This is a genomic window from Rhodococcus sp. AZ1, from assembly GCF_054979605.1.
Genome location: NZ_JBUEQF010000006.1, coordinates 143,015 through 161,842, shown reverse-complemented (window position 1 = coordinate 161,842; position 18,828 = coordinate 143,015). Strand labels below are relative to the sequence as shown.

Annotated in this window: 13 protein-coding genes; 10 read left to right on the top strand and 3 right to left on the bottom strand. The window is 69.7% G+C overall.

All coding sequences use genetic code 11. The features are described from left to right. Positions 1-22 precede the first annotated feature (22 nt). The 6 genes from ACY48E_RS09770 (at position 23) to ACY48E_RS09745 (ending at position 7,421) form a co-directional block, all read left to right on the top strand. Positions 23-877: a TIGR02569 family protein gene (locus ACY48E_RS09770; protein WP_462871958.1), complete on the top strand. Its 855-nt coding sequence runs from the start codon at positions 23-25 to the stop codon at positions 875-877. Positions 878-985: 108 nt separating this feature from the next. After that, complete coding sequence (locus tag ACY48E_RS09765; protein WP_462871956.1) at positions 986-2,512, top strand: MFS transporter; 1,527 nt, start codon at positions 986-988, stop codon at positions 2,510-2,512. Between the two features lie 2 nt (positions 2,513-2,514). Beyond that, a complete protein-coding gene (nirB, locus tag ACY48E_RS09760) occupies positions 2,515-5,049 on the top strand; it encodes a nitrite reductase large subunit NirB (protein WP_462872065.1) in 2,535 nt (844 codons plus the stop codon). Positions 5,050-5,080: 31 nt separating this feature from the next. Beyond that, complete coding sequence (gene nirD, locus ACY48E_RS09755; protein WP_462871955.1) at positions 5,081-5,473, top strand: nitrite reductase small subunit NirD; 393 nt, start codon at positions 5,081-5,083, stop codon at positions 5,471-5,473. Further along, on the top strand, positions 5,470-6,630 hold the full coding sequence (locus tag ACY48E_RS09750; protein WP_462871954.1) for a uroporphyrinogen-III synthase: 1,161 nt from the start codon (positions 5,470-5,472) through the stop codon (positions 6,628-6,630). Before nirD ends, ACY48E_RS09750 begins: the two co-directional genes overlap by 4 nt. A 14-nt stretch (positions 6,631-6,644) precedes the next feature. Next, entirely contained in the window at positions 6,645-7,421 is a 777-nt protein-coding gene (locus ACY48E_RS09745; RefSeq protein WP_462872064.1) for a sirohydrochlorin chelatase, read from the top strand. Here ACY48E_RS09745 and ACY48E_RS09740 read toward each other — a convergent pair. Further along, the gene (locus tag ACY48E_RS09740) at positions 7,359-9,107 is read right to left on the bottom strand and encodes an NTP transferase domain-containing protein (RefSeq protein WP_462871953.1); all 1,749 of its coding nucleotides are present in this window, start codon (positions 9,105-9,107) and stop codon (positions 7,359-7,361) included. The two genes, ACY48E_RS09745 and ACY48E_RS09740, sit on opposite strands and share 63 nt — an antisense overlap. A gap of 38 nt (positions 9,108-9,145) precedes the next feature. On the opposite strand from ACY48E_RS09740, the gene ACY48E_RS09735 reads away from it, so the two are divergent. Both ACY48E_RS09735 and ACY48E_RS09730 read left to right on the top strand, forming a co-directional pair. After that, positions 9,146-9,793, top strand: a complete 648-nt coding sequence (locus ACY48E_RS09735) for a DedA family protein (RefSeq protein ID WP_462871952.1) — start codon at positions 9,146-9,148, stop codon at positions 9,791-9,793. A gap of 22 nt (positions 9,794-9,815) precedes the next feature. Next, complete coding sequence (locus tag ACY48E_RS09730) at positions 9,816-10,838, top strand: LLM class flavin-dependent oxidoreductase (protein WP_462871951.1); 1,023 nt, start codon at positions 9,816-9,818, stop codon at positions 10,836-10,838. A gap of 12 nt (positions 10,839-10,850) precedes the next feature. Here ACY48E_RS09730 and ACY48E_RS09725 read toward each other — a convergent pair whose 3' ends face one another. Beyond that, positions 10,851-11,669 (bottom strand): alpha/beta fold hydrolase, encoded by an 819-nt coding sequence (locus ACY48E_RS09725; RefSeq protein ID WP_462871950.1) that lies wholly within the window; start codon positions 11,667-11,669, stop codon positions 10,851-10,853. Between the two features lie 56 nt (positions 11,670-11,725). On the opposite strand from ACY48E_RS09725, the gene ACY48E_RS09720 reads away from it, so the two are divergent. Next, on the top strand, positions 11,726-15,058 hold the full coding sequence (locus ACY48E_RS09720) for an ATP-dependent helicase (protein ID WP_462871949.1): 3,333 nt from the start codon (positions 11,726-11,728) through the stop codon (positions 15,056-15,058). After that, positions 15,055-18,429 carry an ATP-dependent helicase gene (locus ACY48E_RS09715; RefSeq protein ID WP_462871948.1) on the top strand — a complete coding sequence of 1,125 codons (3,375 nt, stop codon included), beginning with the start codon at positions 15,055-15,057 and terminating at the stop codon, positions 18,427-18,429. Before ACY48E_RS09720 ends, ACY48E_RS09715 begins: the two co-directional genes overlap by 4 nt. Here the strand turns inward: ACY48E_RS09715 and ACY48E_RS09710 are convergent. After that, positions 18,379-18,783, bottom strand: coding sequence for a DoxX family protein (locus tag ACY48E_RS09710; protein ID WP_462871947.1), 405 nt, complete (start codon positions 18,781-18,783; stop codon positions 18,379-18,381). The two genes, ACY48E_RS09715 and ACY48E_RS09710, sit on opposite strands and share 51 nt — an antisense overlap. Between the last annotated feature and the right edge of the window lie 45 nt (positions 18,784-18,828).

Sequence of the window (18,828 nt, the reverse complement as noted above, 5' to 3'; positions counted from 1 at the left end):
GCCAGGCGGTACGTTGTCGAATATGTCCACCATCGAACCGCCCGCACACGTCTGTGGGACGTTCGGGCTCCGCGGCGAGACCCCGGTGCCGCTCGGGGACGACTGGGACGGCGGGTGGCGCTTCGGCGATGTGGTGCTCTCGCCCATCGTCGATCATGCGCGGGCAGCGTGGTCGGCCAAGGTGCGTGAAACCCTCGTCGTCGACGGTGTTCGCCTGGCACGCCCCGTCCGGTCGACCGACGGGCGCTACGTGGTGTCCGGCTGGCGCGCCGACACATTCGTCGACGGGGAACCCGAACCCCGGTTCGACGAGGTCGTCTCGCTGGCCATGCGGCTGCACGCCGGCACCGCCCACCTCGAGCGGCCACGCTTCCTCGCCCAGCACCCGGTTCCGCCGTGGTCGGATGCCGAGGTGTTCGTCGCTGCCGACCGCGCGGCCTGGGAGCCGGTGCCGATGCGCTCGGCTCGGCTCGGCGGAGCCAGCGAGCCCACCTCGCCCGATGGTGCGGCCAGCATCGAACTGATCGGCCGGCTCGCCGGCCTGCGCAAGCCGGTTCTGCTCGCCGATCAGCTGGTTCACGGAGACCTGTTCGGCACCGTCCTGTTCTCGGGCGCGCGGGCGCCCGGTCTGACCGACATCGTTCCCTACTGGAGACCGGCCAACTGGGCGGCCGCCGTGGTGGTGGTGGACTCCGTGGCGTGGGGCGGTGCGGACGACGGCCTCATTGCTCGATGGGACACACTGGACGAGTGGCCGCAAATGTTGTTGCGCGCGGTCATGTTCCGGCTCGCAGTGCACGCGCTGCACCCGCGCTCGACCCCGGAGGCATTCCCGGGTCTGGCGCGCACTGCCGATCTGATCCGTCTGATGCTCTGACACCTCTCGCCGCCTCGGCAGCCGATCTCACCGAGGTTCGACGGCCGGCGTGAGGGCAAGTTCACCGAAGGGTCACTGCCCTGCCGATTACGGCAACATGGTCTTCCTATGGTCGGAGCACCCGACCGTAAAGGACCGAATGCCGTGAGTACGCAACCGGATACAACCCGACCCGTTTCGATCGACCATCGCATCTCCTCCTGGGACCCCGAGGACACCGTTGCCTGGGAGAACGGCGGCAAGGAGATCGCCCGCCGCAACCTGATCTGGTCCGTCTTCGCCGAGCACGTCGGCTTCTCGATCTGGTCGATCTGGTCGGTGATGGTGCTGTTCATGCCCATGGCCACCTACGGAATCGACGCCGCCGGGAAGTTCTTCCTCGTCGCGGTGCCCACGCTGGTGGGCGCCGTCCTCCGTATTCCCTACACCTTCGCCACCGCACGCTTCGGCGGTCGCAACTGGACGGTGTTCAGCGCACTGATCCTCTTCGTGCCGACAGTGTTGACCCTGTACTTCATGATGAACCCGACTTCGTACACCACCTATCTCGTGGTGGCGGCGTTCGCCGGTCTCGGCGGCGGCAACTTCGCATCGTCGATGACCAACATCAACGCCTTCTACCCGCAACGCGAGAAGGGATGGGCGCTGGGGCTCAACGCCGGGGGCGGCAACATCGGCGTGCCGGTGATCCAGCTGGTGGGCCTGCTCGTGATCGCGACCCTCGGCAACACCGCGCCCGAGGTGGTGTGTGCGATCTACCTGGTTCTCATCGCCGCGGCGGCCGTCGGCGCCGCACTGTTCATGGACAACCTCGACAATCAGCGCACCAACGGTCGTTCGATGATCGACGTGATGAGGTTCTCCGACTCGTGGGTGATCGCCTTCCTGTACATCGGCACGTTCGGATCCTTCATCGGCTACAGCTTCGCGTTCGGTCAGATCCTGCAGATCAACTTCCTGGCCGGCCTTGCCGACGGCGGTCCCGTCACCGCAGCCATGCAGGCCAAGGCGTCGTTGCACGCCGCTCAGATCGCCTTCATCGGCCCGCTGCTGGGCTCGCTCTCGCGTCCCTTCGGTGGCCGTCTGGCCGACCGCATCGGTGGCGGCGCGATCACGATGTACACCTTCGTCGCGATGATCTTCTCCGCCGGGATCCTGGTGGCGACCTCGATGGCGGACGACTCCACTGCCGGCGCGGCCACCGGCACCATGATGACCTTCTATGTGGTCGGCTTCATCGCGCTGTTCGTGCTCTCGGGCATCGGCAACGGATCGGTGTACAAGTTGATCCCGGCGATCTTCGCCGACAAGTCCGCTCGCCTGGTCGGGATGACCGGTGAGGAGCAGGCAGCCTGGTCACGGACGATGTCCGGTGCACTCATCGGCATCGCCGGAGCGGTCGGGGCCCTCGGTGGGGTGGGCATCAACCTGGTCCTGCGCGCCTCGTACTCGGGGTCGGCCAAGTCGGCAACCACTGCCTTCTGGGTGTTCCTGGCCTTCTACGTCGTCTGCGCCGTGGTCACCCTGCTGGTGTACGTGCGCCGGTCCGCCAACCCTGTCACCCCGCCCCCTGTCACCCCGCCCGCCGCCACCCCTGCAGTGACGGGCGCGACCGAGAAGGCGGCAGCGCTGTGAATGTGCCACCCCGCTCGATCGTGCTGATCGGGCACGGCATGGTGGGCCACCGGTTCGTGGAGGCGATGCGCGCACGCGACACCGCGAACCGGTTCACCGTCACCGTGCTGTGCGAGGAGGAACTCCCGGCGTACGACCGGGTGGGCCTGTCCTCCTACGTCGGCGTCTGGGACCACCGCGAACTGGCCCTCGCGGGCAACGACTACCCCGGTGACGACGCGGTGACGCTCCGGACCGGCGTTCGTGCGGTCGGGATCGACCGGGACGCTCGTACGGTCACCACCTCGGCCGGCGACACGGTGGCGTACGACGAGTTGGTGCTGGCCACCGGCTCCTACCCGTTCGTCCCGCCCATCCCCGGGCACGACCTCGCCTCGTGCTTCGTCTACCGCACCATTGCCGACCTGGACGGCATCCGCGCCCGCGCCGAGGCTGCCGGACCCGGTGCCACCGGCGTGGTGGTCGGTGGTGGGCTCCTCGGACTCGAGGCGGCCAATGCGCTCATGCTCATGGGGATGACCCCCCACGTGGTGGAGTTCGCGCCTCGGCTGATGCCGCTGCAGGTGGACGAGGGTGGAGGTGCTCTGCTCGAGCGTCTGGTCACCGATCTCGGGGTGACGGTGCACACCGGCGTGGGCACGTCGTCGATCACAGCGGACGAATCCGGCTCGCTCCGCGTGGAATTGGCCGATGGCAGTTACATCGACGCGGCGTTGCTCGTGTTCTCGGCCGGTGTGCGGCCGCAGGACTCCCTGGCCCGCGCGGCCGGCCTCGAGGTCGGCGAGCGCGGCGGCGTCGTCACCGACGCAGGGCTGCGCACCAGCGACGAGCACATTCATGCGATCGGGGAGTGCGCGGCCGTGCAGGGGCGGTGCTACGGACTCGTCGCGCCCGGATACACCACTGCCGAGATCGTGGTCGACCGTCTCCTCGGCGGCGCGGGCGAGTTCCCCGGCGCGGACATGTCCACCAAGCTCAAGCTGCTCGGGGTCGACGTGGCGTCGTTCGGCGACGCGCACGCCGCTACCGAGGGCGCCCTCGAGGTGGTGGTCAGCGATGGACCGAAGGGCACCTACGCCAAGCTGGTGCTCTCCGACGACGCCACCACTCTGCTCGGCGGGATTCTCGTCGGCGACGCGTCCGCCTACGCCACCTTGCGGCCACTTCTCGGGCGCGAGCTTCCCGGCGATCCCGCGGCACTGATCTCTCCTGCGGGCGAGAAGCTGGGCGTGGCAGCACTTCCCGACGATGCGCAGATCTGCACGTGCAACAACGTCGACAAGGGCACCATCTGCGCGGCCATCACCGCGGGTGCCTGCGACGTTCCTGCGGTGAAGGCGTGCACCGGTGCCGGTACCACCTGCGGTGGCTGCCTCCCGAGCATCAAGTCGCTGCTCGCGGCGTCCGGTGTGGTTCTCTCGACCGCTCTGTGCGAGCACTTCACCCAGTCGCGTCGAGAGTTGTTCGAGATCGTCGCCGCCACCGGTGTGCGCACGTTCTCGGGGCTGATCGCCGCGTACGGCACCGGACGCGGGTGCGAGATCTGCAAGCCGGTGGTCGCGTCGATTCTGGCGTCGACGTCCTCGACGCACATCCTCGACGGCGAACAGGCCTCGCTCCAGGACACCAACGATCACTTCCTGGCCAACATTCAGAAGAACGGCACCTATTCGGTGGTGCCGCGGATGCCCGGTGGGGAGGTCACCGCGGAGCAGCTGATCGTGATCGGTGAGGTGGCACGTGACTTCGGCCTCTACACCAAGATCACCGGCGGTCAGCGCATCGATCTCTTCGGCGCCCGCGTCGAGCAGCTCCCCGAGATCTGGCGGCGCCTCGTCGATGCGGGCATGGAATCCGGCCAGGCGTACGGAAAGTCGCTGCGCACGGTCAAGAGCTGCGTCGGGTCGAGCTGGTGCCGATACGGTGTGCTGGACTCGGTGGGCATGGCGGTGTTCCTCGAGAAGCGATACCGCGGGTTGCGGTCGCCGCACAAGCTGAAGTTCGGTGTGTCCGGGTGTGCCCGCGAATGCGCCGAGGCGCGAGGTAAGGACGTCGGGGTCATCGCGACCGAGAACGGCTGGAACCTCTACGTCGGGGGCAACGGCGGTCAGACCCCGGCGCACGCGCGACTGTTGGCGCAGGGCCTCGACGACAGCACGTTGGTCCAGTACATCGACCGGTTCCTGATGTTCTACGTGCGCACCGCCGATCGCCTCCAACGCACCGCACCGTGGATCGATTCGCTCGACGGCGGGCTCGACCACGTCGAGGACGTGGTGTGTCGGGACTCGCTGGCGATCGGCGCCGAACTCGAAGCCGCGATGGAGCGTCACGTGGCGGGCTACCAGGACGAGTGGAAGGGCGTTCTCGACGACGAGAGCAAGCTCGCCCGTTTCGTCTCCTTCGTCAACGCCCCCGAGTCGCCGGACCCGACGGTGGCCTTCGACGAGAGCGGCGACCGGAAGGTGCCGGTGCTCATCGGGATGCCGGGGTTCACACCGGCGGGCGCCGACGGTAACTCGTCGGAAACACCGTGACCGTAGAACGGAACTCAACGAGAGGAACGTCATGACCATCGTCGACTCATCCGATCTGGTTTCCCACCGCGCCGACGATGCAGGGGCTGGTCTGCAGTGGACACGGGCGTGCACACTGGAGTCCATGATCGCCAACCGTGGTGTTGCCGTGCTCCTGCGCGGCGGCGATCAAGCTGCTCTATTCCTGCTCGACGACCACACGCTGGCAGCTGTGGGGAACATCGACCCGTTCGGGCGGGCCGCGGTGCTCTCGCGCGGGATCGTCGGTGATCGGCGCGGCGAGCCCACTGTCGCCTCGCCGCTCCTCAAGCACGTGTTCTCTCTACGAGACGGTCGTTGCCTCGACGATGAGAGCACGCGGATCCCGGTCTACGCGGTCGATGTCTGCGACGGCGTGATCAGTGTCGGGGCGCCCGCGGGATGAACTCACCGACTCTGCCGCGTGACGCCGAGGCGACACCCCTGGCCGGGTTCACCGTCGGCGTCACAGCTGCGCGTCGCGCCGAGGAGTTCGCTTCCCTGTTGACGCGACGGGGCGCGAAGGTCGTGCACGCTCCTGCCATCCGCATCATCCCGCTCGCCGACGATGCCGAGCTACATCGGGTCACCGGCGAGATCATCTCCGCCCCACCGGACATCACCGTGGCCACCACGGGCATCGGCTTCCGTGGCTGGATGGAAGCGGCCGACGGTTGGGGATGTGCGGAGTCGCTGTCGGTCGCGCTCGCCCAGTCCCGGATCCTCGCGCGTGGGCCCAAGGCCACCGGAGCGATCCGGGCGGCCAACCTTCGGGAGGAGTGGTCGCCGGCCTCGGAGTCGTCCGCCGAGGTGATCGACCACCTGCACGCCGAGGGCGTCGACGGCCTTCGCATCGCGGTGCAGCTGCACGGGGCCGCCACGGAGTGGGAGCCGATTCCGGACTTCTGCCAGTCGCTGCGCACCGCGGGAGCCACGGTGATCGCCGTCCCGGTCTACCGCTGGACACCGCCCGACGATCAGGGCCCCATGGACCGGATGATCGAGGCCGTCATCGCCGGTGACCTCGATGCGATCACCTTCACCTCCGCCCCGGCCGTGGCGTCGATGCTCATGCGCGCCAAGGCCAATGGTGTTCTCGATCCACTCCTCGAGGCTCTTCGCTCCCGCGTGGTGCCCGTCTGCGTCGGTCCGGTCACCGCCGGCCCGCTCGAGGTTCTCTCCGTTCCCACCACCGCGCCCGCACGCGCCCGTCTCGGCGCCCTCGCCCGCCACGTGGCCGACGAGCTGTCGGTGCGGTCGCGGGCACTGTCGGTGGCCGGTCACGAACTCGCCGTCCTCGGCGGCTGCGTGATGATCGACGGGACACCGACACGGTTGTCGCCGGCCGGGATGGCGCTGATCAAGACACTCGCCCGGGACCCCGGACGCGTCGTCTCACGGGAGGATCTGCTGGCCGCCCTCCCCGGCGGTGGGGGAGACACCCACGCGGTGGAGACGGCGATGACGCGTGTGCGGTCGGCGCTCGGGGTGCCGGGACTGATCACCACGGTCGTCAAGCGCGGGTACCGGCTCGCCGTGGACGAGCCCGGCGACGCGCGGTGACCGATTCGGTCCCGATGATCGCGGTGACCGATTCGGTCCCGCTGATCCTGGTGGCGCACGGAACCCGCAGCGCCACCGGAGTTCGTACGGTCGAGGCGCTGGCCGCCGCGGTCCGCGAACAGGTCACCACCGTCCGCGTGGCGTACGTCGACGTCCTCGGACCCACGCCGTCGCAGGTGCTCACCGATCTCGACCCCGGCCCGGTGGTACTGGTCCCGGCTTTCCTGGCGTCCGGCTATCACGTGTACGAGGACGTTCCCCGCGAGGTGGCCGACAGTGGGCGCGGCGACGTGATCGTCACTGCCGCCCTCGGTCCGGGTCGACTTCTCGCGGGCGTCATGGCCGACGCCGTTCGCGCGCGGGTATCGCTCGGCGAGGGCGACACGGTGATCCTGGCAGCCGCCGGGTCGTCCGACCCCCGGGCTCGCTCGGACGTCGAGGAGGCCGCGGCACTTCTCGCCGAGGAACTGCGCGTCCCGGTGCAGGTGGCCACCATTGCCACCGGTACACCTCGCGTCCCGTGTGTCGTTGCAGCGCAACGCATTCGGAATCTGAGCCGACCGGGTGCGCGGATAGTCCTCGCGTCGTACCTGCTCGCACCGGGGCTCTTCCACGAGCGTCTGCTGCGCTGCGGCGCCGACTCGGTGACCGACCCACTCGGAGTCGATCCCGCGGTGGTGGATCTGCTCGTCGAGCGGTATCGCAGCGCGCTCGTCGGCGCGTCCGGGTCACCGTCCGGGGAGCGGGAGAAGCTCCACCAGCGTCCCGTCCACGGTGCCGGGCGGCAGTAGAGCTATCGCGTCCGCGTCGAGAAGTGAGCGTAGATGGGCGGTGCGGACCGGGCTCAGCACCGACCACCGCGCCCCGTCCCGCCGGACGGGCTGAAGCAGGGTCGTCGCTGCGGGCGCTGTCGGTGCGCCGACCACCTCGCCGAGGATCGGCTCGCGGCGACCGGCGCCGGCGCGTGCGCGAGCAACCGTCGGCCCTACCGTGAGCAGCGTGGCCACGGCGGCGTAGGGATTGCCTGGCAAACCGAGCACGGTCGTACCGTCGGGGAGAACGGCCACTACTGCGGAACCCCCAGGACGGCAAGCGATTCCGGCGACCACGATGTTCGCGCCGCAGTCCGCCAGGGCTGTGCGGAGTCGATCGGCGGCGCCGCCTCCCGTCGCGCCGACCACCACCAGAACCGTACTGCGCGGCGCGGTGAACTCGGCGTCGAGCGCCGATGGTGCGTCGGCGACATGTGTGATAGGACCGGGCGCAAAGCCGCACTCCCGCAACAATTCCGGTGCAACCGGGCCGATCGAGTCCCGAATGTGGACGCCATGGTCGCGGGGGTCGGGTTCGGACATGGCGCCGGTGAGAACCTCGGCACCGGTCAGCAGGACGCCGGCCGTCACCGGACCACGTACGTGCAACCTCGACACCCCGGCGCTGTGCGCGAGCGACCACAGCGCAGTGCCGATCGCCGAGCCTGCCGGCGCGAGAATCTCGCCGCCGTCCCAGTCCTCGCCGCGGCGGCGGATGTCCGATCGGACGGGCGTGTGCGGTAGTCGGGTCAGGGTTCCGGCATCGGGCCGTGCGAACTCGTCGCGGAGCACCGATGTCGCACCCGTCGGTACGCGGGCACCGGTGGCGATGCGCACCGCGAACCCGGGTGTGAGGGTGTCGGAGCGAGAGCCTGCCAGCACCACGTCGTCGACGATGTGCCACGGTCCGGCACCGGAGACCGCCCAGCCGTCCATCGCGGAGGTGTCGAACACCGGGAAGGGCTGTGCAGCAACCATGTCCGACGCGAGGACCGCACCTGCCGGCCGCTCGGAGGAGGTCGAGACCATGCGAATCGGGTCGGGGGACACCGCGGCGGTGATCGCGGCCCGTGCCTGCGTGACGGTGACCCGTGACCTCGAGCGAGCGGCCGCCAGGTCGGCGGCGGTGTCGACGTCGGTGACCGTGGACAGCGGGACCGTGATGCGCTCGGCCGGCAGAAGGGACCGGACGCCGGCTTGCGCCGCAGCGCCCGCGGCAGCCGCGACGAGGGTCTCCTCTCGCCATGCGGCCACCAGGTACTGCTCGGCACCGTCGTCGTCGACGGCCACCGCCACGGGCACGTCCGGGTGTGCCCGCAGCGTCTCGACCAGCACGGACACCGCATCGGGGGTGATGTCGGGCAGATCGGTGGCGAGAATCACCACGATCTCGCTCGCCGACCTCGTCGCGGTGAGCGACGCCAGTCCGGCGGTGATGGCAGCGACGGGCCCGCCGTACGGGGGGTCCTCGCGGACCTGGACGACCTCGCGTGGCCACGCCGTCGCGGTCCGTGTCGGCCCCACCACGACAACGCATCTCGCGTCGGCCACGGCCGAGATCGCACGGTCGAGCAGGGTGCGCTCACCGACGTCGAGTTCGGGCTTGTCCACCCCGCCCAGTCGTGAGCCCCGGCCGCCGGCCAGGAGGAGGGCGTCGAAGGTCACCGGGCGAGCCTAGTCGCGTCATCCGGGATACTGGGGACGTGCAGAATCATGGGTTCACCGGAATTGCCGGCTTCGCTGCCGATGTCCTCGAGGCGCTCGGCGCCCCCGGAATCGGGCTGCTGATCTTCGTGGAGTCGGTGTTCCCGCCCATTCCCAGCGAGGTTCTGCTGCCCTTCGCCGGGTACCTCAGTCAGAGCGGTTCGCTGTCGTTCTGGGCGATGGTGGTCTGGAGCACCATCGGAGCCTGGCTCGGGGCTCTGGTGTTCTACGGGGTGGGCCGACGTGTCGGGCTGGCGCGGACGGTGAACTTCCTGGTGTGGACCCGCGTGGTGAGTCGACGTGACGCCGAGCGCGGCGCTCAGTGGTTCACTCGCTTCGGCACCTGGTCGGTGTTCCTGGGCCGCATGATCCCGGGCGTGCGCTCGGTGATCTCGCTGCCCGCCGGGGCGGCGGCGATGAACCTGACGGTCTTCACCGCTCTCACGGTGGCCGGGTCCGCCCTGTGGAACACGATGCTGTTGGGTGTGGGTGCGGCTCTGGGTACGCAGCACGAGAAGTTCCAGCAGTACCTCGGGTACGCGGACTACGTCATCTACGGCGCCCTGATCGCCGTGCTGGTCACCCTCATGGTGCGTCGCCGACGGCACCTGCGCGAGGAGGCGAGTGCCGCGGTGGGCCCGTCCTGACGCCACGATCGAAGGGAGCTCCATGCCACACGAGGGTGAGAAGCTTCGGCACCTCGGATTCCTCACCATCGGCCGCTTCGACCCCGCCGGTCCCCGGGCCGGGCACCTCGAGGCGGTCGAGACCATCGTACTGGCGGAGCAGCTGGGATTCGACAGCGTGTGGTTGCGCTGCCGCCACCTCCAGTACGGGATCTCCTCACCGGTGGCCATCATGGCGGCAGCAGCGATGCGCACCACGCGCATCGAGATGGGTACCGCCGTCATCCCGCTGGGCCTCGAGAACCCGCTGCGACTGGCCGAAGACCTGGCCACCGTCGACCTGCTCTCGGGCGGTCGGATCAATCCCGGTGTGTCCGTGGGCGTGCCGATGCGCTACGAGAACATCAAGGATGCGCTGTACCCGCACACCCATGACATCGAGGACTTCTCCAAGGATCGGGTGTTGCGACTGTTGCGATGCCTACGCGGGGAGCCGGTCAGCGACTTCGAGGGCGTCGACGGCATCGAGGTCTACAGCCGCTCGGTGCAGCCGCACAGCGCCGGTCTGGCCGAACGGGTGTGGTACGGCGGCGGGCGCTCATCGGCATTGTGGGCCGCGCAGCAGGGCCTGAACTACCTCACCTCGTCCGTGGTCACCACCGAGGGGAGCGACTCGCTCGACTTCGCCACCATTCAGGGTGAGCACATCGACACCTATCTCGCCCACCACCCGGACCCGTCGCGCGCGCGGGTCTCGCAGGGCCTGGTGGTCATTCCCACCGACACCGCCGCCGCGGAGCAGATCGGTCGGTATCGGGCCTATGCCGAGTCGAGGTACGCGCGCACGCTCATTCCGCAGGGTCCGCGCTCGATGCTCTTCGCGCCCGATCTGGTGGGCACGTCCGAGGAGTTGGCCGCCGCGTTGTATGCCCACGCCGGTTTCCAGCGGGCCACCGAGGTGGCCTTCGCGCTGCCGTTCTCCTTCGAGCCCGGCGACTACACCCAGATCATCACCGACATCGCCACCCGGTTGGGTCCGGCGCTGGGATGGTCGCCGGCCACGTGAGCGCCCGTCCCGTCAGGTGTCGGTGAGCAGGTCGCGGGCCAGTGCTGCGGATTCGGCGGCCTTGGCCTGCGGAACCATGTGGTGACAGTCGAACTCGGCGATCGTCGCGCCGGCGGCCAGCAGAACCTCACGTAGCCGATCGGTCATGTACGGCGGGTCCACGCGCATCCCCTGAACGGCGGTGATGGGCACACCGGGCGGCGGGGTGATCACCGGTCGCGCCAGCTCGTTGCACACACCCACCAGAGCGGCAGTCGATACCCGCCAGGTGACGCGGCCACCGGGCGCTGGGATCAGGTGCTCGGCGATCTCGGCGTCCATCAGTGCTTCGGGTACGTCGTTCCACGCCGCGTCGGTCTTGTCCGCCCGAGCCTGCGCCTCGTCGGCGTAGTCGCTGTGTCGGGCCGTCGACTCCGCGACGGCCAGCACGCGCTCGGGATCCAGGCCCACAGCGGGGTCGAGCAGCAGCAGGGCGCGTATGCGATCGGGCACCGCCCGTGCCAACGCGATGGCGACGGCGCAGCCGTAGGAGTGCCCGACCACCAACACCGGGGTATCGGTGTGCGCGGGATCGGTGTGGGCGGCCAGAGCGGCGATCACCGCGTCCACCTGGTACTCGATATTCCACGGCGGGGGCCAGGGTGACCGACCGTGCCCGAGGAGGTCGGGAGCGATGACGCGCGCATCGGGCAGGTGTGAGGACCAGTGCTCCCACCGCTGTCCGTGACCACCCATGCCGTGCAGGGCCAGGATCGGTGTGCCGGTGGGCGGACCGAACAGGTGCACGTTCAGTACCGGAGCGACGCTGGATGAGGAAGCGGCGTCCTGCATGGTTGGGTCCTCTCGTGTGGTGCCGGCGTGTCGTACCCCTGTGGTCGACTGTGGGTGTGAGCGATTCGACCACTACCGGGCTGTCCTTCGCGGAGGCCGTACCGGCAGCCTCGCGGGCATGGCCGACCCTACCCGCGCAGGTGATCACCGATGCCGGCCCGGACCGTCGGTGGCAGGTCCTCGGTGCTGCCGGCACGGGCAAGACGTCGCTGGTGGCCGATGCCGCGGTCTCGCGCATCGCGTCCGGGTGCGATCCGGAGTCGGTGTTGGTGCTCACCCAGTCCGCGACCGCAGCGGCGCAGATGCGTGAGCGCATCACGGCGGCGCTGTTGTCGTCGGGGTCGGCGCCGCGGGCCACGCGGGAGCCGTTGGTGCGCACGGTCCATTCGTATGCATTCGCGATCGTGCGGCTGCAGGCCGCTGCGCATGGCAACCGTCCACCGCGCCTTCTCACCAGCGCCGAGCAGGACGCCGTGATCCGCGAGATGCTGCGCGGTGAGGCAGCCGACGGGGGTGATCGATGGCCCGAGAACCTTCGACCGGCGCTGACCACCAGCGGGTTCGCCGCCGAGGTGCGCAATCTGCTCCTGCGTGCCGCCGAGCGCGGGCTGGGCCCGGAGGATCTGGTGCGGTGGGGTCGCACGCATCGCCGCCCCGAATGGGTGGCTGCCGGGCGCTTCGCCGCGCAGTACGAGCAGGCGATGATGCTGCGCGGCTCGGTGGGGGTGGAGGCGCCGGAGGCCACCGCGCCTGGTCTCGACGCTGCGGAACTGGTGGGTGAGGCGCTCACCAGCTTTGCCACCGATCCGGATCTGCTGGCCGCTCAGCGAGCCCGAGTGCGGCACGTCTTCGTCGATGACGCCCAGCATCTCGATCCGCAGGCCGCACGGCTGATCTCGCTCATCATCGACAGCGCGTCCACCGCCGTCGTGGCCGGAGACCCCGACCAGGCGGTGTTCGGGTTCCGCGGTGCGGACCCGAGTTTCCTGACCTCCTTCGACACCTCGGCCCGTGCCGCCCGTGTGGTGCTCGGGATCGATCATCGACACACCGCGCCCATCGCGGAGGCGGTGCGCGCCATTGCATCCCGGTTGCCGGGGAGTTCGCCCACGCGCGGTGCGCTCGAGGCCCCTGCCATCACCGAGGACCCGCCCATCACCGAGGCTCCTGCATCAACCGATGCCCCCGCCCCGGTGCAGGTGTTCGTCGCGGCCACACCGGCCAAGGAGGCGGCGCGGATCGCCGACCTCCTTCGTCGTGCGCATGTGATGGAGGGAGTTGCGTACTCGCAGATGGCGGTGATCGTGCGGTCGGTCACCCACGCGCTCGCGCCCATCCGACGCGCATGTGCCGCAGCCGATGTGCCCGTGCAGTTCGCTGCCACCGAGCGCCCGCTCACTGCGCAGCGGGCCGCCACGGCCTTCCTGCTGGTCCTGCGTGCGGCCAGCGGCGAGGGCCACTTCGGCGGGGAGGACGCCGTGGCTCTGCTGGAGGGACCCATCGGGGGCGCAGACCCGCTCGCCCTGCGTCGGGTGCGGCGCGGGCTACGCCGCGGCGACATCGATGCCGGACGCGACCGGCAATCCACGGAGCTCATTCGTCTGGCCCTCGTCGAACCGGACGATGCGAGTATCGAGGCCCTGGTGGGCCAGCTCAGCGACGTCGAAGCTGCGCCGTTGCTCCGAGTGCGTAAGGTGCTCAGGCGCACTCGAAACGTGTTGCGGGCGTCGCCCCGAGCGGTCGAGGACGCGCTGTGGGCGGCGTGGCAGGCCTCCGGACTCGAGCGCCGGTGGTTGCGCCACAGCGACCTCGGGGGTTCTCGAGGGGCGTCGGCCGATCGTGACCTCGACAGCATGGTGGCCCTGTTCGACGCGGCCGCCGACTATGTCGACCGGCTGCCACGCGCAACAGTCATCGGCTTCGTCGAGTACGTGTCAGATCAGGAGATTCCGACCCAGACGCGCTCGCGAACCAGTGTTCCCCGCGACGTCGTGACGGTGCTCAGTGCGCACTCCGCCGCGGGTCGGGAGTGGGACGTGGTGGCCGTGGCCGCGGTGCAGGAGGGGATGTGGCCGAGCTTGCGCTCGCGCGACTCCCTGCTCGGTGTGGAGGACTTGAACGATGTCGCGTCGGGCGTCGTCGTCGGCGGGGATGTATCGGTGCTCTCGCGCACGGCGCCGCTCCTGGCGGATGAGCGGCGCCTGTTCCTCTCCGCCTGTAGCCGAGCCCGGCGTCGCCTCAGCGTCAGCGGCGTGGACTCGACGGTCGACAGCGATCTGGTGCACTCGAGGTTCCTCGACGAATTGCTACACGACGCGGGTATCGAAGGGGCGATCGACGGGGACCGCGGTGAGGGCCTCGCACCGCAGCCACCGTCACCGACGCAGTCACGCGCGCACACGCTGACCCTCTCCTCACTGGTGGGTGAACTGCGGTCGGTGGTGTGCGATGCCCGCGCTGCCGAGCGTGATCCACAGCGCCACCGGCGTGCAGTGCGTGTCCTGGCCGACCTTGCGCGCGAGGGGGTTCCCGGTGCGCACCCGGACCAGTGGTACGGCATGGCGGGGCCCAGCATCGAGACCCCGCTGTGGGAGGGCGATCGGCCCGTTCCGCTCTCGCCATCGCAGGTCGAAAAACTGTCCACCTGCCCGTTGCGGTGGGCGTTGGAGCGCTTCGGCGGCACCGACGGGGACAAGGTGCACGCGGTCACCGGTGCCATGGTGCACACACTCGCGCAGGCCGTGGCCGGAGATGTCCCTCCGGTCGAGGTGCGTCGCGCCCTCGAGAATGCCTGGGCTGCTGTCGATCTCGGGTCCGAATGGTACTCCCGCCGGGAGATGGAGCGCACCGACCGCATGCTGGCCACCTTCCGATCCTGGCTGCAGTCCACCCGGGCGGGTCTCACCGAGATCGGTGTCGAGGTGGAGGTGGACGGAGTTCTCGAGCCGCGTTCCCCCGACGAGCCCGCCGTCGAGCTACGCGGGCGCATCGACCGCCTCGAACTCGACGAGCAGGGCCGCCCGGTGGTGGTGGATCTGAAGACCTCGAAGAAACCTCTCAGCCAGCACGATGCGTCGGAACACCCGCAGATGGCCACCTATCAGGTTGCGCTCGCGGCCGGGTTGGTCGCCGATGCCCCGGCGGTCGAACCCGGCGGCGCCCGTCTGGTCTTCGTTGCAGCTCCGGGCAAGAGCGGCTCCTGCACCGAGCGTGCGCAGCCGCCGCTGTCGCCGGATGCGCTCGAGGCGTGGCGCGAGCGGATCGTCGAGGCCGCGCGGGCCACCCGCGGTCCCACGTTCCTCGCCCGGGTCAATCCCGGCTGCCGACACTGCCCGGTGGTTTCGAGTTGCCCGGCTCAGGGTGCAGGTCGGCAGGTGAGCGAAGGATGATCTCGGTCGACTCTGCGCGCATCATGCCCGGCGAGTTGGCGGCCGTTCTGGGCCAGAAACCGCCCACCGCGGAGCAGTCCGCGGTCATCGCAGCCCCCATCGGGCCCACTCTCGTCGTCGCTGGGGCCGGTGCCGGCAAGACCGAGACCATGGCGGCGCGGGTGGTGTGGATGGTCGCGAACTCTCTGGTGACGCCGGATCAGGTTCTGGGCCTGACCTTCACGCGCAAGGCCGCGCACCAGCTCACCCTTCGGGTGCGCCAGCGTCTGGCGCGGTTGGCCGGGTCCGAGGTTCTGCGACGGCTCGATCCCAGCGGGGCCCTGCGGGATCGCATCATCGCCGGCGAGCCCGAGATCAGCACCTACCACTCCTACGCCGGGCGTCTGATCACCGAACACGGTCTGCTGGTTCCGGTGGAGCCGTCCTCGCGGCTGCTCTCGGAGACCGAGCTGTGGCAACTCGCCTACCGCGTGGTGAGCGGATGGGACGGCGCGCTCACCCTCGACAGGGTGCCCGCGACGATCACCGAGGCCGTGCTGTCGCTGTCGGGTGAACTCGCCGAGCATCTCGTCGAACCCGACGAGCTTCGCCGCGAGTGCGAACGCCTGGCACAGCTCGTCGACAACCTTCCGCCGGGTCCGCGGCAGAACGCGGAACCGACGAAGAAGCTGGCCGGGATCCGCGATGTGCAACGTGCTCGGGTCGAGCTACTTGCACTGGTCGAGCATCTTCGGGACGTGATGCGCCGCAACCATTGCCTGGACTTCGGCGCCCAGATGTCACTGGCGGCCCGGTTGGCCGCAGACCATCCGTCGATCGGCGCGGGGGAGCGTCAGCGGTTTCGCCTCGTCCTGCTCGACGAGTACCAGGACACCGGCCACGCGCAGCGTGTTCTGCTGTCCTCGCTGTTCGGTGGCTCCCGTGACAAAGAGCTGTCGGTGACCGCTGTGGGCGATCCGATGCAGTCGATCTACGGCTGGCGCGGTGCCTCCGCGGCGAACCTGCCGCGCTTCACCGACGATTTTCCCCGTCGCACCGGACGGCCGGCGTCGGTACTGCAGCTGACCACCAGCTGGCGCAACCCCCCCGAGGCGCTGGAGTTGGCCAACCTGGTCGCCGCACCCCTGCGCGGGCGCGGAGTCGAGGTGGACGAGTTGACCCCGCGTCCGGCGGCGGAGGTCGGCGACGTTCGACTGGCGTTGCACGAGAGCGTGATCGACGAGCGGGCCTGGGTTGCCGACCGCATTGCGGAGGAGTACACGAAGGCGGCCGCCGCCGGTCTCGACCCGCCGACGGCCGCGGTGCTCATTCGACGCAACGCCGACGCCGACCCGATCGCCGAGGTGCTGCGCTCACGCGGACTGCCCGTCGACGTTGTCGGTGTGGGCGGGTTGCTGCGCACTCCCGAGGTGGCCGATCTGGTGGCCATGCTGCGCGTGATCGCCGACCCGCTGGCCGGTGGCGCGGCCATGCGTATTCTCACCGGCTCCCGCTGGCAGCTCGGTGTCGGGGATCTGCGCGCCCTGTGGAATCGGGCGCGCCGCATCGGAACTCGGGTGTCGGGTGGTGCCACGGGTGTGCTGACCGACTCGCAGGTTCTGGCGGCAGCACTCGAGTCCGCGGTGCCCGGGGAGCGCTCGGAGCAGTCGGGGCTGGTCGACGCGATCGCCGACCCCGGTCCGGCACAGCACTACTCGGCCGTCGGTCATCGCCGCATCACGGAACTGGGTGTGCAGCTGGCCGCGCTTCGCTCGCGCATGGGTCAACCACTCACGGACTTCGTCGCCGAGGTCGAGCGCGTGATGGATATCGGCACCGAGGCGCGAGCGCGGCGTCGATCGAGCACCGATTCCGAGGTGGGCCGCGAGCATCTCGACGCGTTCGCCGAGGTCGTCGCCGAGTACGCCGATGGCCCGACGGCGACACTGTCGGGGTTGCTTGCCTTCCTCTCCGCCGCAGACGATGTCGAGGACGGTTTGGCGCCGGGCGAGGTGGAGGTGGCCCCCCATCGAGTTCAGGTGCTCACCGTGCACGCCGCGAAGGGCCTCGAATGGGAGGTCGTGGCCGTGCCGCACGTCAGTGCGGGGGTCTTCCCGTCGGCCAAGGCGGCGTCGTCGTGGATCGGATCGCCGGCCGAACTGCCCACCTCGCTGCGAGGTGACCGCGCGAGACACGCTGCGGATGCGGACGGTGTGCCCGTGGTGGATGTGGGGCAGGTACGCGATCGCAAGCAGCTCGAGATCGCTCTCGATGACCACACCGCTGCTCTCAAGGATCGGCGGCTGGCGGAGGATCGGCGGCTGTTCTATGTGGCATTGACGAGAACCGAACGCGCGCTGTACGTCTCGGGTTACCACTGGGATACGGGCAACACTCGCCGCGGGCCGTCCGAGTTCCTCACCGAATTGCATTCCGCTGCCGAAGCGACGCCGGGGTCCGTGGTGATCGAGACGTGGGCGCCGGCACCCGCCGCAGAGGCGGCCAACCCGCTGGCCGAGCAATCGGTCACCGCGTCCTGGCCGGCCGACCCGCTGGGTGCGCGACGCGCCGACGTCGAGTTCGGCGCCGCCGCAGTTCGACGGGCACTCGAGGCCGACCCCCACGGGTCCGCCTTGCAACCAGGGCAGGTCGATGAGGATCCGGAAGGGTGGATCGGCGATGCTGCGGCTCTGATCGCCGAACGCAACACACCGTCTCGAGAGGCCACCGGCGTCACCGTCCCGGGTCACCTGTCGGTGAGTCAGGTGGTGGAACTGGTGGCCGATCCGGTGGCGTTGGCCCGCCGACTTCGACGCCCTGTGCCCATGGCGCCGAACCCGCTGGCGCGCCGCGGCACCGCTTTCCATGCATGGGTGGAACGACGCTTCGGCGCCACTCGGCTGCTGGACATGGACGAGTTGCCCGGTGCGGCCGACACCGGCGCTGACGCCGACACCGACCTCGAGGCACTCAAGGACGCGTTCGACCGGTCCGAGTGGGCGCGCCGCAGTCCGGTGGAGGTGGAGGTGCCGTTCGAGACCGTGGTGGGGGGAGTGGTGCTGCGTGGGCGCATGGACGCGGTGTTCGCCGACCCCGACGGTGGCTGGACGGTGGTGGACTGGAAGACCGGGGCGGTGCCGACAGCGAACGAGGAGCAATCGATCGCCGTGCAGTTGGCCGCCTATCGGATCGCCTGGCACGAACTGATGTGCGCGGCGCACCCCGATCGCGCCATCGAACTCGTCGATGTGCGAGCGGCGTTCCACTACGTGCGCAGCGGCCGCACGATCTCGCCCCGGGGCCTTCCCGATCGAGCGCAGCTGGCCGCGATGGTGTCGAGGTCAGCCGTCTCGGCGAACCGCCAGGGAGCGTGTGATGAGGGGGATCTGTAGGGGTAGGCGCGCCACCACACCGACCTTCAGGGCCGTCGGAGCCTTGGAGCTGCGGAGGACGTTGATGGCCATCTGGATGTTGGCCGGGAACACCGCCGCGAAGAACAGCGCTGCTGCCCCGCCGCTGATGCGCCGCGTGCGCGGGGCGAGGAGTCCGGCGGCCAGCGCGATCTCGGCGACTCCGGACACGTACGTGTACGTGCGGGGAGAGCCGGGGAGGGCAGGGGGGATCTGCTGATCGAACGGCTTGGGAGCGACGAAGTGCGCGATCCCGGCCACACCGAGGATGGTGGCCAGAACCGACGCGTTTCTCGAGCGAGGGGCGAGCGCGGCTGTGTTCGCTGATGCGGTCATGTCTCCACCCTGCCGCACGCCTACCCGATCGGTTGCGACGACCCG